Consider the following 22,142-nt stretch of genomic DNA (forward strand, 5'->3'; position numbering starts at 1 on the left):
CGGTGCCGAGCGGGGCCGGCGCGGCGCCCGCGTGGCGCTGCGCCACCTCGGCCTGTAGGCGACCGCCGCACGCGCGCTCTCGAGACCAGTTCGGAACCAGCTCGGCCCGGTTCGGCCCGGTTCGGAACCCGTTCGGCGCCGGCCGTCCCGGCCCGTCGCTCAGCGAAACCCAGAGGCGGCTGGACTACCCTGGCGAGGCCCACCGCCTCCGACCGTGAAGGGTGCCCGATGCCTCGCCGCCTGCCGGTGCTCGCGCTGAGTCTGCTGCTCGCGGGATGCACGATCACCCCGGGAGGCCTGTCGGAGCAGCAGCTGAGTTCGGCGCTGCCCTCGGCCGCGGAGGTCGGCTCCGGCTGGACGCTGGTCGGCACGACGAGCGATCGCCCACAGGGGTTGACCTGGGACGACGCGCTCACCGAGGCGGCCTCCGATGAGCCGGCCTGCCACGCCGCGCTGACCGAGCTGGAGGCGTTGCAGGAGCAGGCCGACGCGGCGCGGTTCGCGCGGTCGGTCTACCGCGAGCCCACCACCGGTGCCGGCTCCGATCGCGACCTCACCCTCACCCTGGAAACCTTCGACACGGTGCCGGACCGGGCGACGGCCGTTCGCGAGATGACCCAGGCCTGCGCAGACACCTCCTCGCCGCTGCGCACCCGCGCGGGGGTGCGGCGCGTGACGATGACCGTCAGCCCGCTGCCGACCCCCGACGCGCGGTCGGCCGGCTATGCCGTGCATTACCAGACCGACGACCTGGAGTACTCCTTCGACTACCTCGTCGCCTCCCGCGACCGAGCGCTGGTCACCGCCACGGTGACCGGGCCGTCGAGCGAGGCGAATCGGCAGCTGCTGCAGCAGATGGTCACCCTCGCCGCCGGCAACCTCGACCGCGCCCGCGGCGGCCAGCCCACCTGATCCGGTCCCGGCGCCGGGCGGTTTTCGGCGTCGGGGGCATGCGCGATCGGGCGCCTCAGCGATCGGGCGCTTCAGCGGGCGGGCGCTTCGCCGGCCTTGACGGCGGTCGCACCGAGCAGGATCGCCACTCCGCCGGCCAGCTGCAGGACGGTCGGGAGTTCGCCGAGCAGCACCCAGGCGTAGCCGACGGCGGCCAGTACCTCGGCGAGCCCGACGAACGAGGCGACGCGCGAGCCGAGCAGCCGCACGGCGAACAGGCCGCTGGTGTAGGCGAGCACGGCGCTGACGAGCACGAGCAGCGCCAGCGGCAGCACCGGGGAGACGGTCCACGGGCCGAGCGCGACCGGCTCCGCGGACCAGGTGAACGGCAGCACACCGGTGAGTCCGATGGCGCCGAGGGTGAGGGCGCCGACGATCATGCCGCAGCCGATGAGCACGAGCGGAGGCAGCTCGGGCGCGGGCCGCGCGGAGAGCACGAAGTAAACGGCGAGGCTGACGGCCGCGCCGAGCGCCCACGCCAGACCGGCGAGATCGACCGGCACGGCCCCGGTGATGCCGAGCACGAGGGACAGGCCGGCCACGGCGAGCACGACCCCGAGCACGGTCAGCGGGCCGGGGCGCTGGCCGTGCCGCAGCCAGAGCCAGCCGATGACGATGATCGGCGCGAGGTATTCGATGAGCAGCGCGACCGCGACCGGCAGGGTCTGCACGGCCAGGAAGTAGAACAGCTGGGTGCAGGCGACGGCGACCAGGCCGTAGGCGACGATGAGGCCCGCGTAGCGGCGCAGCACCGGCAGCCGGTGGCGCATGACCCACAGGGCGGGCAGCCCCATGAGCAGCGCGGCGCCCGCGACCCGCACCCAGACCGTGGCCAGCGGCGACCAGCCGACGACCATGAGTCCCTTGGCGAGGGTGCCGGAGGCGCCGAAGGACAGGCAGGAGACGAGGGCCCACAGGAGCCCGCGCAGGGCCGGGCGGCGACGGTCCGTGACCGCGGGGGCGGCGGGGGGAGAGACTGGGAGCGACACCCGGGTCGCCTCGGGGGATGTCGCCTTGCTCAGGTCGGTGGGGATGCTCACGCGGGTGCCTCCTCGATGCACGTCGGGACGCGGGCTGCGTCATGGGTGTCAGGGATTATGGCAATGACGATAGGTGGTCGTACCGTCAGGGGTCAAGATGCTTTTCACTCATGACACGCAGGATGCTCTGCAGATGATGGCGTCGCTGGTGAACACCGCCGGTGAGCCCGACGAGCTGGCGACCCTGGCGGATCTCGACGCGTTTCTGACCGTGTGGGTGTTCACCGGCAGGGTCGACCGCGACGAGGCCGAGCTGGCCGCCCTGCGCCGGCTGCGCGCGCGGCTCGCGGGATTCTTCGACGTCGACGAGGAGGGCCTGGCCGACGGGGTGAACGCGCTGCTGCGGGAGGGGCGGGCGCTGCCGCAGGTGGTGCGGCACGACCAGTGGAACTGGCACCTGCACGCCACCGACGACGACCGGCCGCTGGCGACGCGGATGGCGGTCGAGGTGGCGATGGCGCTCGTCGACCTGCTGCGCGCCGAGCGGTTCGACCGACTCCGGCGCTGCGAGGCACCCGACTGCGACAAGGTGCTCGTCGACCTCTCCCGCAACCGCTCCCGCCGGTTCCACAGCACCGCCTGCGGCAACCGCGTCGCCGCCGCCGCCTACCGGGCCCGCCGAGCCGACTCCTGAGCGTGTTCGGCGCCGCCCGTGGCGGGCCGGGCGGGCCGGCTCCGGGCGGGTCGAGGCGCGGGCCGGCTCGGGGCAGGTCGGGGCAGGTCGAGGCGCGGGCCGGGGCGGGTCAGGCGGCGAGGAGGTCGCGCACGAGGTGGGTGCGCACCTGCGCGGTGTCGATGTCGACGACGGTCATCGAGTCGTCGGGCAGGGCGACCCAGCCGGAGCGGTCGAGGCCCGAGGACGAGAACGCGATGGCGCCGTCGGCCGAGCGGAGCATGCCGATGCGGTAGTACGACTCGTCGTGGTCGGCGGGCAGCTCGTGGGGGGCCAGCCCGCACGTCGCGAAGTGCTCGTACGGCACCGAGGCGATGCTCGAGGCGTGCACGACGACCATCTGCTCGGCGTTCATGACGATCGCGTTGAGGCTGGCGCTCGGGTACGCGGCACGCAGCCGAGCGACTGCGCGGGCGACGGCGTGGCCGAGCGGAACTCCCGCGGCCGCCTCCTGCCAGACGAGGGCGTGGTACAGCTCGCTGTCGGTCGTGCCCTCGACGCCGGCGAGCGCCTCGGGGATCAGGAGGCGCCGGAGCCGGTCGCTCGGAAAGATCGAGCCGTTGTGCGCCAGGCCGATGCCGTCGCGCAGGAACGGGTGGGTGTTGCTCCGGTCGATCGCCAGGGCGCCGGTCGCCAGGCGCAGGTGGAAGGCGCGGGCACGCACCGGCGGCTCCTCGTGCAGCGCCGTGTGCAGGCGCACGTCACCGAACGCGGTGGCGGGATCGCGCTGGCGCACGAGCAGCCGTTCAGGGCCCGCCTCGTCCACCCACATGGAGCCCCAGCCGTCGTCGTGCAGACGACCCATCCGCTGGAAGGTCTCACACTGCCCGTCGCCGATGACGTCGCTGATGCGGGTGGGCGCGGGAGCGACATACGCAAGCAGTCGACACATGTGAGCACCCTCCTGCGGTTCACGGTATGACCCGCCGATGACGGCCCGGCTCCACCCCCGTTACGGGCGTGTTGCCGACCTGGCGGACCCCCCCGAGGCCCGTCGCTGCGCGCATCCGGGCCGGTCCACCTAGTGTTGGAGCCGGAAACAGGCCCCGATCGGGCACGATACGCCCCGGGGCGTTGGTTGCAGCGCGGTGAGAGGCGGCGTTCACACGCCGAGGCGACGAAGGGACATGAGATGCAACGCGGAGGCACCACAGGATCGGGGCGCACCGGGGGGCGGCGGGTCAGCGGCAAGGTCGTGCAGGCCGGGGTCGCCATCGAGCTGGCCCGGCGCGCGGGGCGCGTGGTGCGCAGCACCGAGGTGCAACAACGCGCCCGGGAACTGATGCCGGCCGCCAACCGCCTGCTCGCCGCCGTGCGCCGCGAGTGGACCGGCGCCCCGGCCACGCCGCAGGACACAACCCGCACCTCCCGGTTCGGCCGCGGCACCACGCCGCGCTGAGCGGAGGCCCGCAGCGGCTGCGCTCGGCGGTCGTCGAACTGCTCGTCGCGCCTCGCCTGGGAGGTGTCGAGGGGTGCCCCGGGCCCGCCCCGGGTACCTTGCCCCCATGAGCGATCCCGCCGTTCCCGCCCGTCCCGTGCGCATCGGCCTGCAGTTGCAGCCGCAGCACGCCGACTACGAGCAGATCCGCGACGCGCTGACCCGAGCCGAGGACGCCGGCGTCGACGTCGTCTTCAACTGGGACCACTTCTACCCGCTGTACGGCGAGCCGGAAGGCAAGCACTTCGAGTGCTGGACGATGCTCGCCGCCTGGGCCGAGCAGACCTCGCGCGTGCAGATCGGCGCGCTCGTGACGTGCAACTCCTACCGCAATCCCGAGCTGCTCGCCGACATGGCCCGCACGGTCGACCACATCAGCGGCGGACGCCTCATCCTCGGCATCGGCTCGGGCTGGTTCGAGAAGGACTACGACGAGTACGGGTACGAGTTCGGCACGGCCGGGAGCCGGCTCGACGACCTGCGCGACGCCCTGCCGCGGATCGAGTCGCGCCTCGCCCGGCTCAACCCCGCGCCGAGCCGCGACATCCCCGTGCTCGTCGGAGGCGGGGGCGAACGCAAGACGCTTCGTCTGGTCGCCGAGCACGCGGACATCTGGCACACGTTCGTGCAGGGCGACGAGCTGGCTCACAAGCTGTCGGTGCTCGACGGCCACTGCCAGGCCGTCGGGCGGGACCGCCGCGAGATCGAGGTGTCGGTCGGAGTCGGTGGCCGCGGCCGCGACGGCGGCTCCCCCGGCACCCCGGCGGACGAGGGCGAGCCGCTGCTCGCGCTCGGCGCCACACTGTTCACCCTCGGCACCGGCGGGCCCGACTTCGACCAGAGCAGCCTCGCCGACTGGTTGGCCTGGCGCGACGAGGTCAACGCGCGCTGAGACATCAGCGCCCCTCGGCAACGGCACCGGCACCGGCTTCGGCTCCGGACTGCGGCTCTCCTTCGACCGCTCCCGCTCCGGTGGCCCACGACGCGACCCGGCCCGGATCGCTGCGCCCGTAGCGGCCTCGGCCGGGCAACCGGCTGTCGTCCGGCGGGGCGTTCCGCTCCCCCGGCACGTCCGGCGGGACGGTGTCGGCCGAGGACGCGTCGGGCGGAGCGGTGTCGGCCGGGGACGCTTCCGGCGGGGCGGTGTCGGCCGGTGACGCGTCGGCGCCCGGCTCCGCTCCGGCTCCCGGTTCGCTCGACGCGGACGGCCCGGGCGCGTCGGCAGCGGCCGGATCGGGGGTCAATCCCGTTGCCGCGCCGGGCGGTTCGTCGGGCCCCGCGTCGTTTGGCGTCGCCGCCGCGTCGTCGGGAGCCGCCGCCGCATCGTCGGGGGCAGTCGCCGCGCGGTCGGGGGCCGCGGCCTGCGGGAGGCGGGCGGCATAGGCGGCCTGGGCCGCGGGGTTCAGGCTCAGGGCGCAGCGGCAGTACTCCTCGGTCTCCTCGAAGTAGGCGTCGAAGGCCATGAGGTCGGCGTGCTCACCCATCCAGGCGAGCACCGCCTCGATGTAGTCGGGGTTGTCGCCGCCGGAGGCCTCACTGCCCGCCATGACCCCCCACTCGGGCACCGCGAACTTCTTACCCCGGCTGCGGGCGAACTCCGCCCAGTAGTCCCAGCCCTGGTCTTTGCTGCGGTGCTCCTGCCAGCCCTCACCCCGGTAGGCCGGATACCAGTCGTAGGCGTCGATGCCGATGACGTCGACGACGTCGTCACCGGGATAGGCCATCGTCGCGTCGGGCAGCGACGCACCCCGACCCTCGTTGGGGTTGAACACGATCCGCAGACCGGGGCCGCCGCGCCGCAGACCCGTCACGGCGTGCCGGAACGCCGCCTTGTACTCCTGCGCGTTCTGCGGCGTGACCGCCCACGGCCAGTTCGGGATGTTGAACTCCCAGCCGGGCCGGATCCACGCGTCGGGGTAGCGCGAGGCGATGAGTCGGCCGAGCTCCTCCCAGCGGTCCACGTCGGCACCCGCGGCCGCCTGCGCCATCGAGCCGTCGTCGGGGAACAGCGGCACCCCGACGGCCAGCGTTCCCGAAAAGCCGGCCGGCACCGCGCTCTGGCTCATCCACCAGTCCTGCATGATCGTGCTCCACGAGTCGCGGGTCGGGAACACCGCGAGCACGTCGACCGGGCGACCTCGGGTCTTCTCGAACTCCACGGTGCGCGCCGCGTCGTGCGAGAACACCCCGCTGTGCCAGGCCAGCCCCGACGGGCGCACCCCGGCCGCCGCCGGCCCGGAGCCCGAGGCGGAGGCCGAACGGGAACCCGAACCGGATGGCTCTACCACCCCGGTGACCTGCGCCGACTCCTCCCCCGAGGGCTCGTCGTCGCCACGCACCGGCCCGACACCGCCGACGATCGCCACCGCGAGCAGGACGGCGATGAGCACGAGCGCGACCCAACGCCATGGCGACCCCGGACTCCGAGCCGCCTGTGCGCTCCACCCCGGCGCGACGTGCCGGGCGGACCCCGAGCGCGGAGCCGACCACCCAGGGCGTCCGCGTGCGGGACGGACCCGGTGGACGCGCCGACTCGCACGGTGGCGCGGCACGTCGGGCACCAGGGGCAGCGCCGGCGGCGGACTGGGCATCGCAGCTTCCTTTCCCGGGCGGAACGCTCGCTCCGCCTCGATCCGGGAAAGCTACGTCGGCGCCACCCACCCCCGCTCCCCTCGGAGAGCCGGCCTGTGGACGACGGCATCCCAGGTCACGCGCCTGTGGACAGAATCGCCGTGGGTGCTGACCCCCACAGAGGAACGAAGCGTGACGTCCATCCCGGTTAGCATGGCCAGCGGGGACACGACGTGGGGTGCTCAGGTCCGCGCCGTCACAGGCCGCGCCGCAGCGAATGGCGCGCTCGTGGGCTTGCCAGATCGCACCCGCAACGGGTTCGATCACGTTCGGCGATGTCGGCCCGAGCGACGAATTCAGGGGTGGAAAGGCAGTTTTCATGGGGTTCATGCCGAGACGGACAGCGCGCGCCCTCGCGGCCGCGGCCCTGAGCGGGGCGTTCCTGTTCGGTGCCGCCGCGTGCACCACGACACCGTCTCCGGAGCCCAGTCCCAGCGCGACCGCCACCCGGCCGGAGATCCCGTACGTGCAGCGGCCCTCCGGGCTCATCTGGGACAGCGGGTCGTTCGGCCACGAGTCCGGCCAGAACGCCACCTTCGCGACCATGCGCGGCCGCCCGCTCGACGTCATCGGCGTGGCACCCACCCGCGACACGTGGGACACGGTCTTCGGCGACTGGTGGCTGTCCAGCAACACGATTCCCTCGGACTTCCGCGGCACGCTCAACGTGGCGGCGCCGCTGTTCCCCGACGACGGGAACATGGAGGCCGCCGCCAACGGCGAGTACGACGAGCACTGGCGCCGGCTCGGCGCGATGATCGCGAAGGACTACCCGACCGCCTACGTGCGCCCCGGCTGGGAGATGAACATCCACAACTGGCCGTGGTCGGCCAACCCGGACAACGTGGAGCAGTACAAGGAGGCCTTCCGGCGAGCCGCCACGAATCTGAAGGCCGCGGGCCCGCAGCTGCGGATCGTGTGGAACCCCAACGAGGGCAAGGGCAACACGCTGCCCGACGCCCGCGACGCCTGGCCCGGCGACGAGTACGTCGACATCGTCGGGCTCGACGCCTACGACTGGAGCCCGCCGTACGACGCCGAGGGCTGGGAGCGGCACCGCACCAAGGACCAGGGCTGGGATTTCTGGGGCAACTTCGCGCGGCAGCACGGCAAGAAGTTCGCGTTCCCGGAGTGGGGTGTCATCGCGGGCAACGAGAACTCCGGCGGCGACAACCCGAAGTTCATCGACTACGCCTACGGCTGGATGGAGCAGAACGCCGACATCATGACGTTCGAGACGTACTTCGACGAGCCGGCCGACTACTGCCGGTGCGCGCTGAGCGTCAACCCGGAGGCCGAGAACGCCTACAAGCAGTGGATGCAGCGCCTCGTCTACTGACGACTCCGACGCCACCTTCTCCTGACGCCTCCGGGCCGGGCCCGGCGGCCGTAACCGACCGGGCTACCGCACCGCCCGGACCTTCGGGAAGCCGGCGAGGTCGGTGAGCTGCTCGTGGAATTCGGCGTCGAACGGCACCTCTTTGCCGTCGAGGGTGCGGATGGGCGCGATGCCGCGCACCGACGAGACGAGCCAGGCGCCGTCGGAGTCGACGACCTCGGAGACGCGCATGAGCCGGTGTGTCGCGTACATCCCGGCCTTCTCCGCGGCCTCGAACGTCGTTGCGATGGTCACCGACGCGAGCACGCCGGTCGGTCCGGTCGGCGTCGTGACGAGTTCGTCGCCGTGCCGCACGATGAGCGCCGCGGTCGGGGCCTCGAGCGCGTAGCCGTCGGCGGAGACGAACAGGGCCTCCTGGGCGCCGCGGCGATCGGCCTCCCGCTTGGCGGCCAGGTTGATCGCGTAGGCGATGGTCTTCACGCCGCCGAGCAGCCAGGGGGTCTTCGCGTAGGCGTCGGCCGCGGTCCCCCGGTCCATCGAGGCGACGTGCAGCCCCCGGCGGCGGGCGTCGAACGACGATTCGGGCAGCGGCGTCACGGTCAGGTAGCCGAGCACCCCGCCGCCGTGGTCCTCCCGACCGCGGCTGAGCACGAGCTTGAGCATGCACTCCTCCGGGGGCGCGCTCGGATGCGAACCCGCCTCCGCGACAAGGTCTTTCCAGTCCTGGGCGGGCGGGCACTCCAGCTCCAGGGCGGCGGCGGAACGGCCGAGACGGGCCACGTGCGGGTCGAGGTGCAGCACCCGGCGCCGGTCACCCTCGGCGGCGAAAACGAGCGTCGCGTCGAAGCACCCGTCTCCGCGGGTCAACCCCAGGTCGTCGGCGTAGGCGATCGGCTCGTCCCGCTCGAGCACCCCGCGCCCGAGCACCGCCACCAGCTGTCCAGTCACAGTTTCACCACCACGGTCTTGGTCTGCGTGAAGGCATCGAGCGCCTCGATACCCTTCTCCCGGCCGTAGCCAGACTTCTTCATGCCCCCGAACGGTAGCTCGACACCGCCGCCGGCACCGTAAGTATTCACGTACACCTGCCCGGCCCGCAGCCGCGCCGCCACGCGATGGGCCCGGGAGACGTCGCGGGTCCAGACCGCCGCCAGCAGCCCGTAGTCGGTGCCGTTGGCGATCGCGACCGCCTCGTCCTCGGTCTCGAACGGCATCGCGACGAGCACCGGCCCGAACACCTCCTCGCGGGCGATCCGGGAGTCGGGGTCGACGCCGTCGACGAGCGTGGGCTGCACGTACGAACCCTCGGCGAGGCGCTCGTCCGTCGGCACGCCTCCGCCGCACACCACGTCGCCGCCGCCGGGATCGCTGAGGAAGCCGAGCACCCGCTCCTGCTGGCGCGCCGAGACCAGCGGGCCGAGATCGGGGTCGGTCAGGCCGGGGCCGATGCTGACCTGCGCCATGCGCTGCGCCACCGAGTCGAGCAGCTCGGCGCGCACGTCGCGGTGCACGAGGAGCCGCGATCCCGCCGAGCACGTCTGGCCGGCGTTCTGCAGGATGCCCCGGACGACGCTGGCCGAGGCCTGTTCCAGGTCGGCGTCGGCGAAGACGACCTGAGCGGACTTGCCGCCGAGCTCCAGCACCGTCGGCACGACGCGGTCGGCGGCGGCGTGGGCCACGAGCGAGCCCACCTGGGTGCTGCCGACGAAGCTGAGGTGCGCGACCCCGGGATGCGCGGTGAGCGCTGCGCCCGCCTCCGCGCCGAGGCCGGTGACGACGTTGAAGATGCCCGCCGGCGCGCCCGCCTCCACGACGAGGCGGGCCAGCGCGACCGCGGTGCGCGGCGTCTCGTCGGCCGGCTTGAGGACGATCCCGTTGCCGGTGCCCAGCGCGCCGGCGACTGCGCGCGACATCAGCTGCAACGGGTAGTTCCACGCGACGATCGAGCCGATGACGCCGAACGGCTCCTTGCGCGTGTAGACGAGCTGGTCTGGTGCCAGCGGGATCTGCAGTCCGTAGTAGGAGTCGACCGCCGAGCCGTAGAAGCGGAAGTAGCGGGCACACACGGTCGCGTCGGTACGGGCCTGCGACAACGGCTTTCCGGTGTCTTCGCTCTCGGTGCGGGCCAACGACTCCAGGTCGCGCTCGACGAGATCGGCGACCCGGTGCAGCAGCCGGGAGCGATGCTCGGGCAGCGTCTGCTCCCAGGCGGGCTGGGCGGCGGCCGCCGCGGTGACGGCCCGATCGATCTCGTCGGGCCCCGAGCGCGAGACCGTGCCCAGGGCCCGCCCCGTGGCGGGGTCGATGTTCTCGTACACCTGCGCCGCGGCGACCGGCGCGCCGCCGATGAAGTTCGTCGTCGTCTCCACCCCGGCAGCCTGCCACGCACCTGCGTCCACGCGCAGCCCGCGGGCCGGTGCCGGGTGCGACCGCTTGTCTGCCGCGTGATCGCCAGGGGCGCGGGGTGGTCGGGGGAGACTGAGGCGCATGCGCGCGATCGACCATCCGTACTTCGACGCCCCGCCGCTGGCGCTGGCCCACCGCGGCGGCGCCTGCGACACGGCCGGGCTGGCCCGGGAGAACACCCTCGCCGCGTTCGAGGCGGCGGCCGCCGCGGGGTATCGCTATCTGGAGACCGATGTGCACCTCACCGCCGACGGCGTGCTCATCGCGTTCCACGACGACGAGCTCGACCGCGTGACCGACGGTCGCGGACGGATCGCCCAGCTGTCCTGGGACCAGGTGTCGCGGGCCCGGATCGACGGCACCGAGCCCGTGCCGACCCTGCGCGAACTGCTGCGGGCCCTGCCGCAGGCGCGGGTCAACATCGACCTCAAGGCCGACGGCACGCCCGAGGCCACGCTGTGGGCGCTGCGCGAACTGCGCGCCACCGACCGGGTGTGCATCGGCTCGTTCTCCTCGGCGCGGCTGCGGCGATTCCGCCGGCTGGCGCGGCGAGACGGTGTGGCCACGAGCGCCGGACCGCTGGGGGTGGCCGCGCTGCGGCTGCTGCCCGCGGCGGTGTCGCGGTGGCTGCACACGCCCGGGCTGGCCTACCAGGTGCCGGTGTGGCACCGCCTCCTCGGGATGCGGATCGAGGTCGTCACACCGGGATTCGTGCGAGCCGCCCACGCGATCGGCCGGCAGGTGCACGTGTGGACGATCAACGACGCGGCGCAGATGCGCCGGCTCCTGGACCTCGGCGTCGACGGCATCGTCACCGATCGCCTCGACCTGCTCGCGCAAGTGCTCGCCGACCGCGGCCACCCCCTCGACACCCGACGCTGAGCCCCGCCCCACGTCGCCCCACGTCGCCCCACGTCGCCGCCGAGCCCGCCCCACCACGCCACCCAACCACGCCGAGCGCGCCCCACCACGCCGCCCAACATCGCTGAGAACTGCGTGTCGCGCTCGGAACTGCAGTTCGTGTCGCAGTCCTCACCACGACACGCAGTTTCGAGGCACGCAGTTTCGAGGGTCGTTGGGCAGGGCGTTGAGCGGGGTCGTTGCGCAGGGCTTGCGCGGGGGTCTTGCGGAGGGCGTTGGCGAGGGAATGCCGAGGCCGTTGGCGAGGGAGTGCCGAGGGCGTTGGCGAGGAGTCGGGTCGCTGGGTCTGTCGGGGCCAGTCGGGCTCCGACAGACCCAGACGGGCCCGACGGACTCAGGCGACTCGGGCGCGGGTGGCGGCGGCGGCGCGGTCGAGGGCGGCGGTGAGGTCGGCGACGAGGTCGCTGACGTGCTCGATGCCGATCGAGAAGCGCAGCAGCCCGTCGGAGATGCCGGCCTCGGCGCGTGCCTCGGGGGTCATCGCAAGGTGCGTCATGGTCGTCGGGTGGTCGACGAGCGACTCTGTGCCACCGAGGGATTCGGCGAGGCTGAAGCAGCGCAGCCCCTCGACGAAGGCCCGCACCGCCGGCACCCCGCCGACGAGGTCGGCGCTGACCATGCCACCGAATCCGCCCTGCTGGATCGTCGCGAGCTCGTGCCCGGGGTGGTCGGGCAGGCCCGGGTAGTAGGTGCGCGCCACCGCGGGGTGCGAGGCGAACAGTTCGGCGACGGCCGCGGCGTTCTCCTCGTGGGTGCGCAGCCGGGTGTGCACTGAGCGCAGCCCGCGCAGCGTCTGGTAGGCGTCGAAGGCGCCACCGGTGACGCCGAGCACGTTGGACCAGAAGTCGATCTGCTCGTGCAGCTCCGGGGTCGCGCTGACGATCGCCCCGCCGACGACGTCGCTGTGGCCGTTGATGTACTTCGTCGTCGAGTGCACGACGATGTCGGCGCCCAGCTCGATGGGGCGCTGCAGCAGCGGCGTGAGAAACGTGTTGTCGACGACGACGTGCGCGCCGACCTCGTGGGCAGCGGCCGCCACCGCGGCGATGTCGCTGATCCGCAGCAGCGGGTTCGACGGGGTCTCCAGCCACACGACCTTCGGCCGGCGCTCCCGCACGGTCGCCGCCGCCGACTCCGCGTCGGTGAAGTCGACCGTGCCGGTCTCGAAGTGCTTCTTCTCGGCGAGCGACTCGAACAGCCGCCAGCTGCCGCCGTAACAGTCGTGCGGGAAGAGCAGCAGGTCGCCGGGGTCGAGCAGCACGGTGACCACGCAGGTCATCGCGCCGGTGCCGGTGCCGGTGACGATCGCGCCCGCGCCGCCCTCCAACGTGGCGAGCGCGTCGCCGAGGAGCGCCCGGGTCGGGTTGCCGCTGCGGGAGTAGTCGAAGGTGCGCTTGCGGTCGAAGCCCTCGAACGCGTAGTTCGTCGACATGTACAGCGGCGGCACGACCGACCCGTGTTGGGAGTCGGTCTCGATGCCGGCCCGCACGGCCGCTGTCAGGGCCGAGATCGGGGTGTCCGCCGGCCGCGTCTGCCGACCGGTCTGTTCGCGTGTTTCCTCGCCGCTCATGTCGCGTCCTCCGTCGTCTGGCTCGACAGCCCGACGCCATGTCCTGCGACTCGGATACGCCCTAGCGACCTGGGGATTCGACGCCGCGGCTCAGCGCTCGCGACGCTCCATCTTCCGGTCGGGTGAGGTCACCTGCCGCAGGACTTGGCACCAAACCCCACGGGTCTCCCCGTGGGCGGCTGCCCCGGCATCAACGGGCCTGTCCCTCCGCCGGTCGTGATGGATACCGGCCCACCATAGCCGACCCCGTCCGGGAGGCGGAACGCGCGTCTTGCGAGCTGGTCGCGCGAGACAGGCGGACGACGTTCGCCGATGTCATCCGCCCGGCGATGCGCCGCCGACGAACGGGGCGCCCACGGTTACCGTGGTGCGATGCGTCGCGCCCTCCTCGCTCTCGTGCTCACCGTGCCCTTGGCCGCCTGCGGGTCCAACTCCACCGGCTCCGGCGGGTCCGGCGAACCGGCGAGCCAGAGCGAGGCCACCGCGAGCGCTGCGGTGTCGCCGCAGTGCCCGCCGGCGGGCGGCACCCAGACGCGGACGACGTCGTTCACCTCCGCGCCGCCGATGTGCATCGACCCGGCGAAGAAGTACACCGCCACGGTCACCACCGACGCCGGCGAGTTCACGATCGACCTGCTCGCCGACAAGGCGCCGAAGACCGTCAACAACTTCGTTTTCCTCGCCCGCAACCACTTCTACGACGGCATCACGTTCCACCGCGTCATCAAGGGCTTCATGGCCCAAGGCGGCGACCCCGAGGGCACCGGCAGCGGCGGACCCGGCTACGAGTTCGACGACGAACTGCCGAAGGCCGGTGAATACAAGGTCGGCTCGGTCGCGATGGCCAACGCGGGGCCGAACACCAACGGCAGCCAGTTCTTCGTCATCACCGGCGACTCCGGCGTGCAACTGCGGCCGAATTACAGCCTCTTCGGCCAGGTGAGCCAGGGCATGCAGACCGTGCAGGCCATCGAGGCGGACGGCTCGGAGTCCGACGGCCCGCCCGCGCGCACGCACACGATCACCTCGGTGACCGTCTCCGAGCAGTAAGGCGCAGCAGGGCCCAGACTCGCCGGCCGGAACGCCGAACCTGCTCAGAGGTCGCGCAGAGACGGTTCCTTGCGCGGGGTGCTCGTCGGCTGGCCGGTGGCGGGGCGCTTGGAGTCTTCCTCCACGCCCTTCTCGGCAGGCTTGCGGTAGCGGTCGCCGCCGACGCTGCTGCTCGTCTCCGGCGAGTCGTCGTCGTACAGCGGCTTGCCGGTGATCGGGTCGTTGCGTCGGCTGGCGCGCACCGAGCCCATCGCTCCGCCGGTGCCCATCGCACCGCCGGCCGACTCGTCGGTGTCGGCGCCGGTCGGCTCCGCGCGGGCGAACCGGCGCTCGTCGGGCGGCCCGGCGCCCTCGTCCAGCGACTCGAAACCCGGGTCCTCGTGGGTGAAGTCCTGCTCGGGCTCGCGGCTGAGGTCGCCGGTGGACTCAGAGCCCTTCGGCTCCTGGCGCCTCGGGTCGGCCTCGGCGGGCACGTTCTGCGGGGTGTCCTGCTCTCGGGCGTCACTCATGGGTCATTTCTACCCGTGCCCGCACCGTGCGACACACCCGCGCGTCCGAACTGCGGACGCTACAGCAGCATTCCGGCGATCGCCGCGCTCATGAGGTTGGCGAGGGTGCCGGCGAGGATCGCACGCAGGCCCAGGTGGGCGATCTCGCTGCGCCGGTTGGGAGCCAGACCGCCGAGTCCGCCGAGCAGGATGCCGAGCGAGCCGAGGTTGGCGAAGCCGGTGAGCGCGAAGGTCACGATGCCGGCCGTCTTCGGGGTGAACGTGTCGGCGATCGGTCCGAACTGGCTGAACGCCACGAACTCGTTGAGCACGATCTTCTGCCCCACGAAGCTGCCGGCGTTGACGGCCTCACCCCAGGGCACGCCGATCATCGTCATGACCGGCGCGAACAGCCAGCCCAGCAGGATCTGGAAGGTCAGCTCGCCGTGCCCGAAGATGCCGCCGATGAGCCCGAGGAACATGTTGAGCAGGGCGATGAGGGAGATGAACGCGAGCAGCATCGCGCCGATGTTCAGCGCCAGACTCAGCCCGTCCGAGGCGCCCGCCGCCGCGGCGTCGATGAGGTTGCGCGGCTTGGTCTCTTCGACCGCCTCCTCGTCGTCGGCGTGCCCGGCCTCCCGCGCCTCGACGGGCTTGGCCTCGACCTCGGCGTCGCTGGAGAACCGGCCGTCCTCGGGCACGATGAGCTTGGCCATGAGCAGCGCGCCCGGGGCCGCCATGAAGCTCGCCGCGATGAGGTAGTCGAGGTTGGCGCCGAGCAGCGAATAGCCGACGAGCACCGAACCGGCGACCGTCGACAGGCCCCCGACCATGACCGCGAACAGCCCCGAGCGGGTCAGCGTCTTGAGGTAGGGGCGGATGACCAGGGGCGCCTCGGTCTGGCCGACGAAGATGTTGGCGGCCGCATTGACCGACTCCGCGCGTTCGGTGCCGAGCATCTTGGCCAGGCCACCGCCGAGGATCTCGACCACCCACTGCAGCCAGCCCAGGTAGTAGAGCACCGCGGTCAACGACGCGAAGAAGACGATGACCGGCAGCACCTGGAACGCGAAGATCGTGCCGTTCTCCGGCAGCAACGGTCCGAACAGGAACTCGATACCCGCGCGTGAGGAGTCGATGACCGCCTGCACGCCCGCGGAGGCGGCGGTCAGCGCCGTGCGACCCCACGGCACGTACAGCACGAGCACGCCGAAGCCCAGCTGCAGCGCGAACGCCGCGATGACCGTGCGCGGTTTGATCGCCCTCCGGTTGGAGGAGAACAACACGGCGATGACGACCAGGCCGACCATGCCGGCGATAGCCCACAGGATGTCCACGAGCACCTCCCGTCCGAGGCGACCGAGGCAGGGCTCGGCCGCGCGTTGGCCGTGACGTTAATGGGATGGCGAGCCGGTGTGCGGCTTAAACACCGCTCATGACCTTGCTGACATCCGCTGGGGCATCGCGCCCTGGTGTCGTGCGTCGGTGGCGGGCTGTGTCAAGTGGCGGGGCCTGATCTCGACAGGCGAGATGGGCAGCTCGGCTGTCGGGTCGGGACCGCCTGGCTGCCGCCGGACCGCCTCCGCGGAGCCGGTTCTGCCGGTACTTGGCGGTCCGGCCCGACGGCACAGGCTCCCATGCAGGCAGCCCCGGAGAGCCGCCGGTCGCCCCGGACCGTGCACGCAACCTCGGAGCCGGCGGTCACCCCCGACTGTGCACGCAGCCCCGGAGCCGACGGTCGCCCCCGACCCCCGAAACTGAAAACTGCGTGTCGTGGTGACAACTGCGACACGGACCGCAGTTCCGACCGTGACACGCAGTTTTCAGCGAAGTGGTTTCGGGGGTGGGGATCACACGGGGGGTGCTGGGTGTGCGGGGGGTGCGGGGTGTGCGGGGGGGCGCGGGTTACATCTGGTCGGGGGTGCTGATTCCGATGAGGCCCAGGCCACCGTCGAGGACGCGCAGGGTGAGGGCGCACAGCGCCAGGCGGCTCGCGCGGGTGTCGGCCTCCGCTTTGAGCACGGGGCAGTTCTCGTAGAACGCGCTGAACGCCTGAGCCAGCTCGAACAGGTACGTGCAGAGCCGGTGCGGCTCGAGCTCGTCGCCGACGGCCGCGACGACCTGGCCGAAGTCGAGCAGGTGCAGCGCGAGCGCCCGCTCGCTGGGCTCGGCGAGCGTGATCGGGGCCTGCGCGAACTGCGCGTGGCCCGGGTCGGCGTCGATGCCGCGGAAGATCGAGCGCACCCGGGTGGCGGCGTACTGCAGGTAGGGGCCGGTGTTGCCGACCAGGGCCAGCATCCGGTCCAGATCGAAGACGTACTCGCTGTCGTGGGCGACCGACAGGTCGGCGTACTTGATCGCACCGACTCCGACCTGGGCGGCGATGACGTCGCGCTCGGCGGGAGGCAGATCGGGGCGGGCCTGGTCGAGGTGCGCGCCCGCCTTGGCGACCGCCTCCTCGATGAGCGACATGAGCCGCAGCGGCGCGCCGGAGCGGGTCCGCAGGATCTTGCGGTCCTCGCCGAGCACGTTGCCGATCTGCACGTGCACGACCTCGACGTCGTCCGGCAGCCACCCCGCGAGCCGCGCCGTCTGCCAGACCATGCGGAAGTGCAGCGCCTGCGGGGCGCCGACGACGTAGAGCACCCGGTCGGCGTGCAGGTCGCGCACCCGGTGCCGGATCGTCGCGAGATCGGTTGTGCCGTAGCCGTACCCGCCGTCGGACTTGCGCACGATGAGCGGCAGCGGCTTGCCCTCGCGGCCGGTGAAACCGGGCAGGAACACGCACAGCGCGCCGTCGCTCATCGTCGCCAGGCCCTTGGCCTCCAGCTCGTCGCAGATGCCCGCGAGCTCGTCGTTGTACGTCGACTCCCCCGCGAGGTCGGCGTCGGTGAGCGTGACGTCGAGCGCCGTGTAGATGCGGTTGAAGTACACCGTGGAGAGCCCGATGAGGCGTCGCCAGATCGCCAGCGTCGCCTCGTCGCCGGCCTGCAGGCGCACCACCCGCGCCCGCGACCGCGTCGCGAATTCGGGGTCGCCGTCGAACTTTTCGCGGGCCCCCTGGTAGAAGGCGTTCGGGTCGGTCTCGAGCAGCGCGGCCTCCGGGGAGTCCTCGCCCACGTCGAGCAGGTGCTCGATGAGCATGCCGAACGGGGTGCCCCAGTCGCCGATGTGGTTCTGCCGGATGACGTCATGCCCGAGGTGCTCCAGGGTGCGGGCGAGCGCGTCGCCGACGACCGTCGTGCGCAGGTGCCCGACGTGCATCTCCTTGGCGACGTTCGGCGCCGAGTAGTCGATCGGCACGATCTGCCGCGGCTGGGTCGGCACGCCGAGGCGCTCGTCTGCGGCCTGCTCGGAGACGAGGTCCGCGAGCCAGCTGTCTCGGAAAGTGAGATTGATGAAGCCCGGTCCGCTCACCTCGACGGCCGAGCACTCCCGGGTCAGGTCGAGAGCGTCGACGATGGCGGCGGCCACGTCACGCGGCGGCCGCTTGGCCCGCTTGGCGAGCGCCAGCGCGGCGTTGACCTGAACGTCCGCGTACTGGCTGGGGCGCAACACCGGATCGGCCCCGGCGAATTCGGCGCCGAGGGCCCGCTCGATGGCGGTGCGCAGCGAGGGCGTGACGGCGGCGACCGGGGAGACCATGCCCGTAAGCCTAGTGGCGGCCCCGCGCGGTCGACGCCGCCCCCGGACCCGCCGACGGGCGCTGCCCCGGACCGGTTCGCCCCGTCTGAGCAGGTCCGATGGCGTTTCGGTCGATCGCCGCCGAACGGTACCGTGGCCAGGCACACAACCGCACCACCGAGGAACAGGGGACTCGATGGCGGACATGACGGGGTTGGCGCGCCAGGGGTGGCGTCGTTTGGCCCGAACCGCAGCGTACGTACTCATGCCGAAGTTCACCGCGGGCGCCGTCGTGGTGGCCCGCGACGACGGATTCGGCACCGCCGGCTCGACGGGCTCGACGGGTTCGACCGGCTCGGTGGGCTCGACCGGCTCGACCGGCTCGACCGACTCGGAGTCGGCTGGGCCCGCGCCTGACCGGGGGCCGCGGGTCCTGCTTGTGCGCAAGCGAACCGGCGGCGGCCTGTGGGGGTTCCCGGCGGGCTACGTCGGGTACGGCGATTCGATCGTGGAGGCGGCGCACAAGGAGCTGTCGCAGGAGACGGGCCTGACCGCCTCCATCACGACCGAGAACCATCTGCGCACGTACAAGCAGCCGTGGGCGATGCACCTGGACAACGTCTTTCTCGTCGCCGCCCACGGCGAGCCCGAGGTGCGTGACGCGCTGGAGATCACCGCGGCCCGGTGGTGGCCCGTCGGCGACCTGCCGCCGCTGACCCGCGAGTCCGAGTTGGCGCTGACGCAGACGCCCGGGCTGCTGACCCGGCCGATCCCGAACGTCGCCGTGCCCGTGCGCTGAGGCCCGTTCGCCGGCTCCCGCCTGAGCGGCACCGACGGGACACCGCCTCCACGACCGGACACACCTTTCTGGACGGGACACCGCCGATCGACGGTGTCCCGTCGAGTTCGAGGTGTCCGGTCGGGGTTCCGGTGTCCGGTCGAGTTCGAGGTGTCCGGCTAACCCCGCCCCGGCGAAGGGGGTTACTCTAACGGAGCCGGGGGCTACTCGAACGGAGCCGGGTCGCCCGCCCCGACGCGGACGACCTCGGCCTGGCCGCTGGACAGGTCGACGACCGTCGTCGGGTCGAGCCCGCATTCGCCGGTGTCGATGACGACGTCGACGACGTGGTCGAGCTCCTCCTTGACGGTCCAACCGTCGGTCATCGGCGCCTCCTGCCCGGGCAGGATGAGCGTGGAGCTGAGCATCGGCTCCCCGAGCTCACGCAGCATGGCCTGCACGAGCACGTCCGCGCTGATGCGCACCCCGACCGTGTGCTTCTTGGCGTGCGCGAGCTTGCGCGGGACCTCCGGGGTCGACCGCAGGATGAACGTGTACGGGCCCGGCGTGGCGGCCTTCAGCGCCCGGAAGACCGCGTTCGACATGTCGACGTACAGGCCCATCTGCGCGAAGTCCGCGCACATGAGGGTGAAGTGGTGCCGCTCGTCGAGCCGCCGGATCTCGATGATCCGATCCCGCCCGGCCTTGTTGCCCAGGGCGCAGCCCAGCGCGTAGCCGGAGTCGGTGGGGTAGGCGACGAGCCCGCCCTCGGCCACGACCTCCATCGCCTGGCGCACGAGGCGCTCCTGCGGGTTGACGGGGTGGACGTCGAGGTAACGGGCCATGCCCGACAGGCTACGGCCAGCTACGGCCAGCTACGGCCAGGAGTCGGGCCGGCTCAGCCGATCGCGGCGGTCATGGGAGGCAGCGACGGCCGCTGCGACCCGGCGTGCGGCCCCTGGTGCGAGGCGTCGCACAGGCCCTCGCGCGGACGCGGGGTCGGCACGTCGACGGGGCGACGGGCGCCGGGGCGGTACGGGCCGAAGCGCGTGACGGCGGGATCGCGGGGCGCCACCGGGTCGACCCGGCGGTAGGCCTCGTTCTGGCCGGGCCGCGGGTCGGGCTCCCCGCGGTTCGGCCACATCGACATGGCGCGCTCGGCCTGCGCGGTGATCGTCAGTGACGGGTTGACCCCGAGGTTGGCCGAGATCGCCGCGCCGTCGAGCACGTGCAGCGTGTCGTAACCGAACACCCGCTGATAGGCGTCGATGACACCGGTGCTCGGACCGGCTCCGATGACGGCGCCACCGAGGAAGTGCGCGGTCATCGGCACGTCGAAGATGTCGGCGAAGCTGCTGTGCGGGTGGCCGTCGATGCGCGCCGCGATCCGCCGGGTCGCCTCGTTGGCCACCGGCAGCCAGCGCGGGCTCGGGGTACCCTCGCCCGCCCCCGAGGCGAGCGTCACGCGGCGACTGAACGGCAGGCGACGGCCCCGCAACGTCAGCGAGTTGTCCTCCGTTTGCATGACGAGCGTGATGATCGTGCGTTTCGACCAGCTGCGCGCGCCGACGATGTGGGAGACGAGGTGGCCCGGGTGCCGCACCGCGTTGGCGATCCAGCTCATCCACCGGGGCCGGTCGCCACCACCGTCGGTCATCACGGTGCTGATGAGCGACATGAACTGCGCGCCGCGGCCGAACCGGCACGGCTCGATGTGGGTGTGCTCGTCGGGGTGGATCGAGGAGGTGATCGCCACGCCCTCGCGGAAGTCGCGCTCGTCGGGGCTGCCCAGGCGGCGCGTGGCCGCGCAGATCGCCTCCGAGTTCGTGCGGGTCAGCTGCCCGAGGCGCGGGGAGAGGTTCGGCAGGGCGCCGTCCGCGGACCCCTGATGCAGCAGCTGCTGCGTGCCCCAGGTGCCGGCGGCCAGCACGACGTGGGCGGCGGTCAGGCTCCGGGCGCGTCGTTCGCCGCGGCCCGTCGGGGCGACGACGACCTCCCAGCCGTCGGGCGTGGGGCGCAGCCGCCGCGCGGTCGTGCGCTCGATGATCTCCGCGCCCCGGCGTTCGGCGAGATACAGGTAGTTCTTCGTCAGGGTGTTCTTCGCGTCGTGCCGGCAGCCGGTCATGCACGCGCCGCACTGCCGGCAGCCCGTGCGCTCGGGGCCGGCACCGCCGAAGTAGGGGTCGGGCACGGTGACGCCGGGCAGGCCACCGTCGGCGCCGAAGAACACGCCCACGTCGGTCGGGCCGTAGGAGTCGGAGACGCCCAGCTCCGCGGCCACCGCCTCCATCACCGTGTCGGCGGGGGTGACCGTGGGGTTGGTCGTCACGCCGAGCATGCGGGAGGCGGTGTCGTAATGCGGGTCGAGCTCGGCGCGCCAGTCGGTGATCCCGGCCCACTGCGGGTCGCCGTAGAAGGCGTCGGAGCGCGGCCGGTAGAGCGTGTTGCCGAAGACGAGCGAACCGCCTCCGACCCCCGCGCCACCGAGCACGATGACGTCACGCAGCACGTTGATGCGCTGGATGCCGAAGCAGCCCAGGCGCGGCGCGAACAGGTATCGGCGCAGGTCCCAGGTGGTCTTGGGAAAGTCGGTGTCGGCGAAGCGGCGGCCGGCCTCGAGCACCGCCACCCGGTAGCCCTTCTCGACCAGGCGCAGGGCCGCCACCGAGCCGCCGAAGCCCGACCCGACGACGATGACGTCGTAATGGGGCTCCGGTGACGAACCCGGCGCTGTGCAGGGGTGGATGGATCGGGCCTGCGCTCCGCCGTTCGAATTCATCGAGTGTGCCGCCTCCAGCGTGGTGTGGGCCCCAGACTCCCAGGCGGTCTCCCGCCGCACCAGAGCTTTTCAACACCAATTGGCTTGCGGCGGAGATAAACTCACAACTTCGGGTGGTTGGGTGTGGTTAACGCCGATCAATTGCGGCTGCGGCGGAGTCGGGCCGCTGGGGTTCGCGATCGGGGCTCGTGAGGCCGGGCGCGGCGGGAACGGCACAGGCTCCCGGGCAGTGACCTCTCGAGGGCCGTCGAGAGGTCAATCCGACCTCAGCGGCGCCGCGGCACTCACCTGACCTGCGGTGTTGCACGACGCGACCAACGTGACCTCTCACGAGAGGTCACTGCCCAGACTCATGTGCATTCTGACCCCAGGCAGCGAACGGGTCACCGGACGCGAAGGTCGCCGGCGACCGGCGCGGCGCCTCCACCGCGGAGCGCCGCCGCCACCGCGGCGC

Annotated in this window: 19 protein-coding genes and 1 riboswitch; of the genes, 8 read left to right on the forward strand and 11 right to left on the reverse strand. The window is 72.3% G+C overall.

Going from position 1 to position 22,142, the window contains the following annotated elements:
* The first annotated feature begins 228 nt into the window (after window positions 1–228).
* Entirely contained in the window at window positions 229–912 is a 684-nt protein-coding gene (locus tag PINTE_RS12740; RefSeq protein ID WP_068431128.1) for a hypothetical protein, read from the forward strand.
* Between the two features lie 71 nt (window positions 913–983).
* Here the strand turns inward: PINTE_RS12740 and PINTE_RS12745 are convergent, their stop codons facing one another.
* A complete protein-coding gene (locus PINTE_RS12745) occupies window positions 984–1,991 on the reverse strand; it encodes an EamA family transporter (RefSeq protein WP_217996589.1) in 1,008 nt (335 codons plus the stop codon).
* A gap of 97 nt (window positions 1,992–2,088) precedes the next feature.
* Between PINTE_RS12745 and PINTE_RS12750 the strand changes: the two genes are divergently transcribed.
* Window positions 2,089–2,625 (forward strand): CGNR zinc finger domain-containing protein, encoded by a 537-nt coding sequence (locus tag PINTE_RS12750; RefSeq protein ID WP_068431132.1) that lies wholly within the window; start codon window positions 2,089–2,091, stop codon window positions 2,623–2,625.
* Window positions 2,626–2,734: 109 nt separating this feature from the next.
* On the opposite strand, the gene PINTE_RS12755 is transcribed toward PINTE_RS12750, so the two are convergent.
* On the reverse strand, window positions 2,735–3,556 hold the full coding sequence (locus PINTE_RS12755; protein ID WP_068431135.1) for a class II glutamine amidotransferase: 822 nt from the start codon (window positions 3,554–3,556) through the stop codon (window positions 2,735–2,737).
* A gap of 240 nt (window positions 3,557–3,796) precedes the next feature.
* On the opposite strand from PINTE_RS12755, the gene PINTE_RS12760 reads away from it, so the two are divergent.
* Window positions 3,797–4,063 (forward strand): hypothetical protein, encoded by a 267-nt coding sequence (locus tag PINTE_RS12760; RefSeq protein WP_068431139.1) that lies wholly within the window; start codon window positions 3,797–3,799, stop codon window positions 4,061–4,063.
* A gap of 106 nt (window positions 4,064–4,169) precedes the next feature.
* Window positions 4,170–4,994: an LLM class F420-dependent oxidoreductase gene (locus tag PINTE_RS12765; protein ID WP_068431142.1), complete on the forward strand. Its 825-nt coding sequence runs from the start codon at window positions 4,170–4,172 to the stop codon at window positions 4,992–4,994.
* A gap of 4 nt (window positions 4,995–4,998) precedes the next feature.
* On the opposite strand, the gene PINTE_RS12770 is transcribed toward PINTE_RS12765, so the two are convergent.
* Window positions 4,999–6,492, reverse strand: a complete 1,494-nt coding sequence (locus tag PINTE_RS12770) for a glycoside hydrolase family 26 protein (RefSeq protein ID WP_068431145.1) — start codon at window positions 6,490–6,492, stop codon at window positions 4,999–5,001.
* Between the two features lie 569 nt (window positions 6,493–7,061).
* Between PINTE_RS12770 and PINTE_RS12775 the strand changes: the two genes are divergently transcribed.
* Window positions 7,062–8,072, forward strand: a complete 1,011-nt coding sequence (locus PINTE_RS12775) for a glycoside hydrolase family 26 protein (protein ID WP_245642932.1) — start codon at window positions 7,062–7,064, stop codon at window positions 8,070–8,072.
* A 63-nt stretch (window positions 8,073–8,135) separates the two neighbouring features.
* Here PINTE_RS12775 and PINTE_RS12780 read toward each other — a convergent pair whose 3' ends face one another.
* Window positions 8,136–9,020 carry an aminotransferase class IV gene (locus tag PINTE_RS12780; RefSeq protein ID WP_084343557.1) on the reverse strand — a complete coding sequence of 295 codons (885 nt, stop codon included), beginning with the start codon at window positions 9,018–9,020 and terminating at the stop codon, window positions 8,136–8,138.
* Window positions 9,017–10,441 (reverse strand): aldehyde dehydrogenase family protein, encoded by a 1,425-nt coding sequence (locus PINTE_RS12785; RefSeq protein ID WP_068431154.1) that lies wholly within the window; start codon window positions 10,439–10,441, stop codon window positions 9,017–9,019. Before PINTE_RS12785 ends, PINTE_RS12780 begins: the two co-directional genes overlap by 4 nt.
* Before the next feature lie 118 nt (window positions 10,442–10,559).
* On the opposite strand from PINTE_RS12785, the gene PINTE_RS12790 reads away from it, so the two are divergent.
* Window positions 10,560–11,360 (forward strand): glycerophosphodiester phosphodiesterase family protein, encoded by an 801-nt coding sequence (locus PINTE_RS12790; protein WP_068431157.1) that lies wholly within the window; start codon window positions 10,560–10,562, stop codon window positions 11,358–11,360.
* Between the two features lie 373 nt (window positions 11,361–11,733).
* Here PINTE_RS12790 and metB read toward each other — a convergent pair whose 3' ends face one another.
* The gene (metB, locus tag PINTE_RS12795) at window positions 11,734–12,969 is read right to left on the reverse strand and encodes a cystathionine gamma-synthase (RefSeq protein ID WP_068431160.1); all 1,236 of its coding nucleotides are present in this window, start codon (window positions 12,967–12,969) and stop codon (window positions 11,734–11,736) included.
* 104 nt (window positions 12,970–13,073) lie between these two features.
* Window positions 13,074–13,195: riboswitch (SAM riboswitch) on the reverse strand.
* 146 nt (window positions 13,196–13,341) lie between these two features.
* Here metB and PINTE_RS12800 point away from each other — a divergent pair.
* Window positions 13,342–14,019: a peptidylprolyl isomerase gene (locus tag PINTE_RS12800; RefSeq protein WP_068431163.1), complete on the forward strand. Its 678-nt coding sequence runs from the start codon at window positions 13,342–13,344 to the stop codon at window positions 14,017–14,019.
* Between the two features lie 44 nt (window positions 14,020–14,063).
* On the opposite strand, the gene PINTE_RS12805 is transcribed toward PINTE_RS12800, so the two are convergent.
* The 3 genes from PINTE_RS12805 to argS all read right to left on the reverse strand — a co-directional run bounded on the left by PINTE_RS12805 (window position 14,064) and on the right by argS (window position 18,152).
* Entirely contained in the window at window positions 14,064–14,528 is a 465-nt protein-coding gene (locus PINTE_RS12805) for a hypothetical protein (RefSeq protein ID WP_068431165.1), read from the reverse strand.
* 59 nt (window positions 14,529–14,587) lie between these two features.
* Window positions 14,588–15,844, reverse strand: a complete 1,257-nt coding sequence (locus tag PINTE_RS12810; protein ID WP_245642933.1) for a NupC/NupG family nucleoside CNT transporter — start codon at window positions 15,842–15,844, stop codon at window positions 14,588–14,590.
* 568 nt (window positions 15,845–16,412) lie between these two features.
* A complete protein-coding gene (gene argS / locus PINTE_RS12815; protein ID WP_068431168.1) occupies window positions 16,413–18,152 on the reverse strand; it encodes an arginine--tRNA ligase in 1,740 nt (579 codons plus the stop codon).
* Window positions 18,153–18,396: 244 nt separating this feature from the next.
* Between argS and PINTE_RS12820 the strand changes: the two genes are divergently transcribed.
* The gene (locus PINTE_RS12820; RefSeq protein ID WP_068431171.1) at window positions 18,397–18,930 is read left to right on the forward strand and encodes an NUDIX hydrolase; all 534 of its coding nucleotides are present in this window, start codon (window positions 18,397–18,399) and stop codon (window positions 18,928–18,930) included.
* 203 nt (window positions 18,931–19,133) lie between these two features.
* On the opposite strand, the gene PINTE_RS12825 is transcribed toward PINTE_RS12820, so the two are convergent.
* Both PINTE_RS12825 and PINTE_RS12830 read right to left on the reverse strand, forming a co-directional pair.
* Window positions 19,134–19,754 (reverse strand): L-threonylcarbamoyladenylate synthase, encoded by a 621-nt coding sequence (locus PINTE_RS12825; protein WP_068431174.1) that lies wholly within the window; start codon window positions 19,752–19,754, stop codon window positions 19,134–19,136.
* Between the two features lie 53 nt (window positions 19,755–19,807).
* On the reverse strand, window positions 19,808–21,688 hold the full coding sequence (locus PINTE_RS12830) for an FAD-dependent oxidoreductase (protein ID WP_084343559.1): 1,881 nt from the start codon (window positions 21,686–21,688) through the stop codon (window positions 19,808–19,810).
* Window positions 21,689–22,142 lie beyond the last annotated feature (454 nt).

Source organism: Piscicoccus intestinalis NBRC 104926, assembly GCF_001515525.1.
Classification (GTDB): Bacteria; Actinomycetota; Actinomycetes; order Actinomycetales; family Dermatophilaceae; genus Kineosphaera; species Kineosphaera intestinalis.

Coding starts and splice junctions, on each gene's coding strand:
- metB (WP_068431160.1), bottom strand. CDS start 12,969: ATGAGCGGCGAGGAAACACGCGAACAGACCGGTCGGCAGACGCGGCCG.
- PINTE_RS12740 (WP_068431128.1), top strand. CDS start 229: ATGCCTCGCCGCCTGCCGGTGCTCGCGCTGAGTCTGCTGCTCGCGGGA.
- PINTE_RS12790 (WP_068431157.1), top strand. CDS start 10,560: ATGCGCGCGATCGACCATCCGTACTTCGACGCCCCGCCGCTGGCGCTG.
- PINTE_RS12830 (WP_084343559.1), bottom strand. CDS start 21,688: ATGAATTCGAACGGCGGAGCGCAGGCCCGATCCATCCACCCCTGCACA.
- PINTE_RS12820 (WP_068431171.1), top strand. CDS start 18,397: ATGCCGAAGTTCACCGCGGGCGCCGTCGTGGTGGCCCGCGACGACGGA.
- PINTE_RS12775 (WP_245642932.1), top strand. CDS start 7,062: ATGCCGAGACGGACAGCGCGCGCCCTCGCGGCCGCGGCCCTGAGCGGG.
- PINTE_RS12800 (WP_068431163.1), top strand. CDS start 13,342: ATGCGTCGCGCCCTCCTCGCTCTCGTGCTCACCGTGCCCTTGGCCGCC.
- PINTE_RS12750 (WP_068431132.1), top strand. CDS start 2,089: ATGCTTTTCACTCATGACACGCAGGATGCTCTGCAGATGATGGCGTCG.
- PINTE_RS12805 (WP_068431165.1), bottom strand. CDS start 14,528: ATGAGTGACGCCCGAGAGCAGGACACCCCGCAGAACGTGCCCGCCGAG.
- PINTE_RS12760 (WP_068431139.1), top strand. CDS start 3,797: ATGCAACGCGGAGGCACCACAGGATCGGGGCGCACCGGGGGGCGGCGG.
- PINTE_RS12825 (WP_068431174.1), bottom strand. CDS start 19,754: ATGGCCCGTTACCTCGACGTCCACCCCGTCAACCCGCAGGAGCGCCTC.
- PINTE_RS12755 (WP_068431135.1), bottom strand. CDS start 3,556: ATGTGTCGACTGCTTGCGTATGTCGCTCCCGCGCCCACCCGCATCAGC.
- argS (WP_068431168.1), bottom strand. CDS start 18,152: ATGGTCTCCCCGGTCGCCGCCGTCACGCCCTCGCTGCGCACCGCCATC.
- PINTE_RS12765 (WP_068431142.1), top strand. CDS start 4,170: ATGAGCGATCCCGCCGTTCCCGCCCGTCCCGTGCGCATCGGCCTGCAG.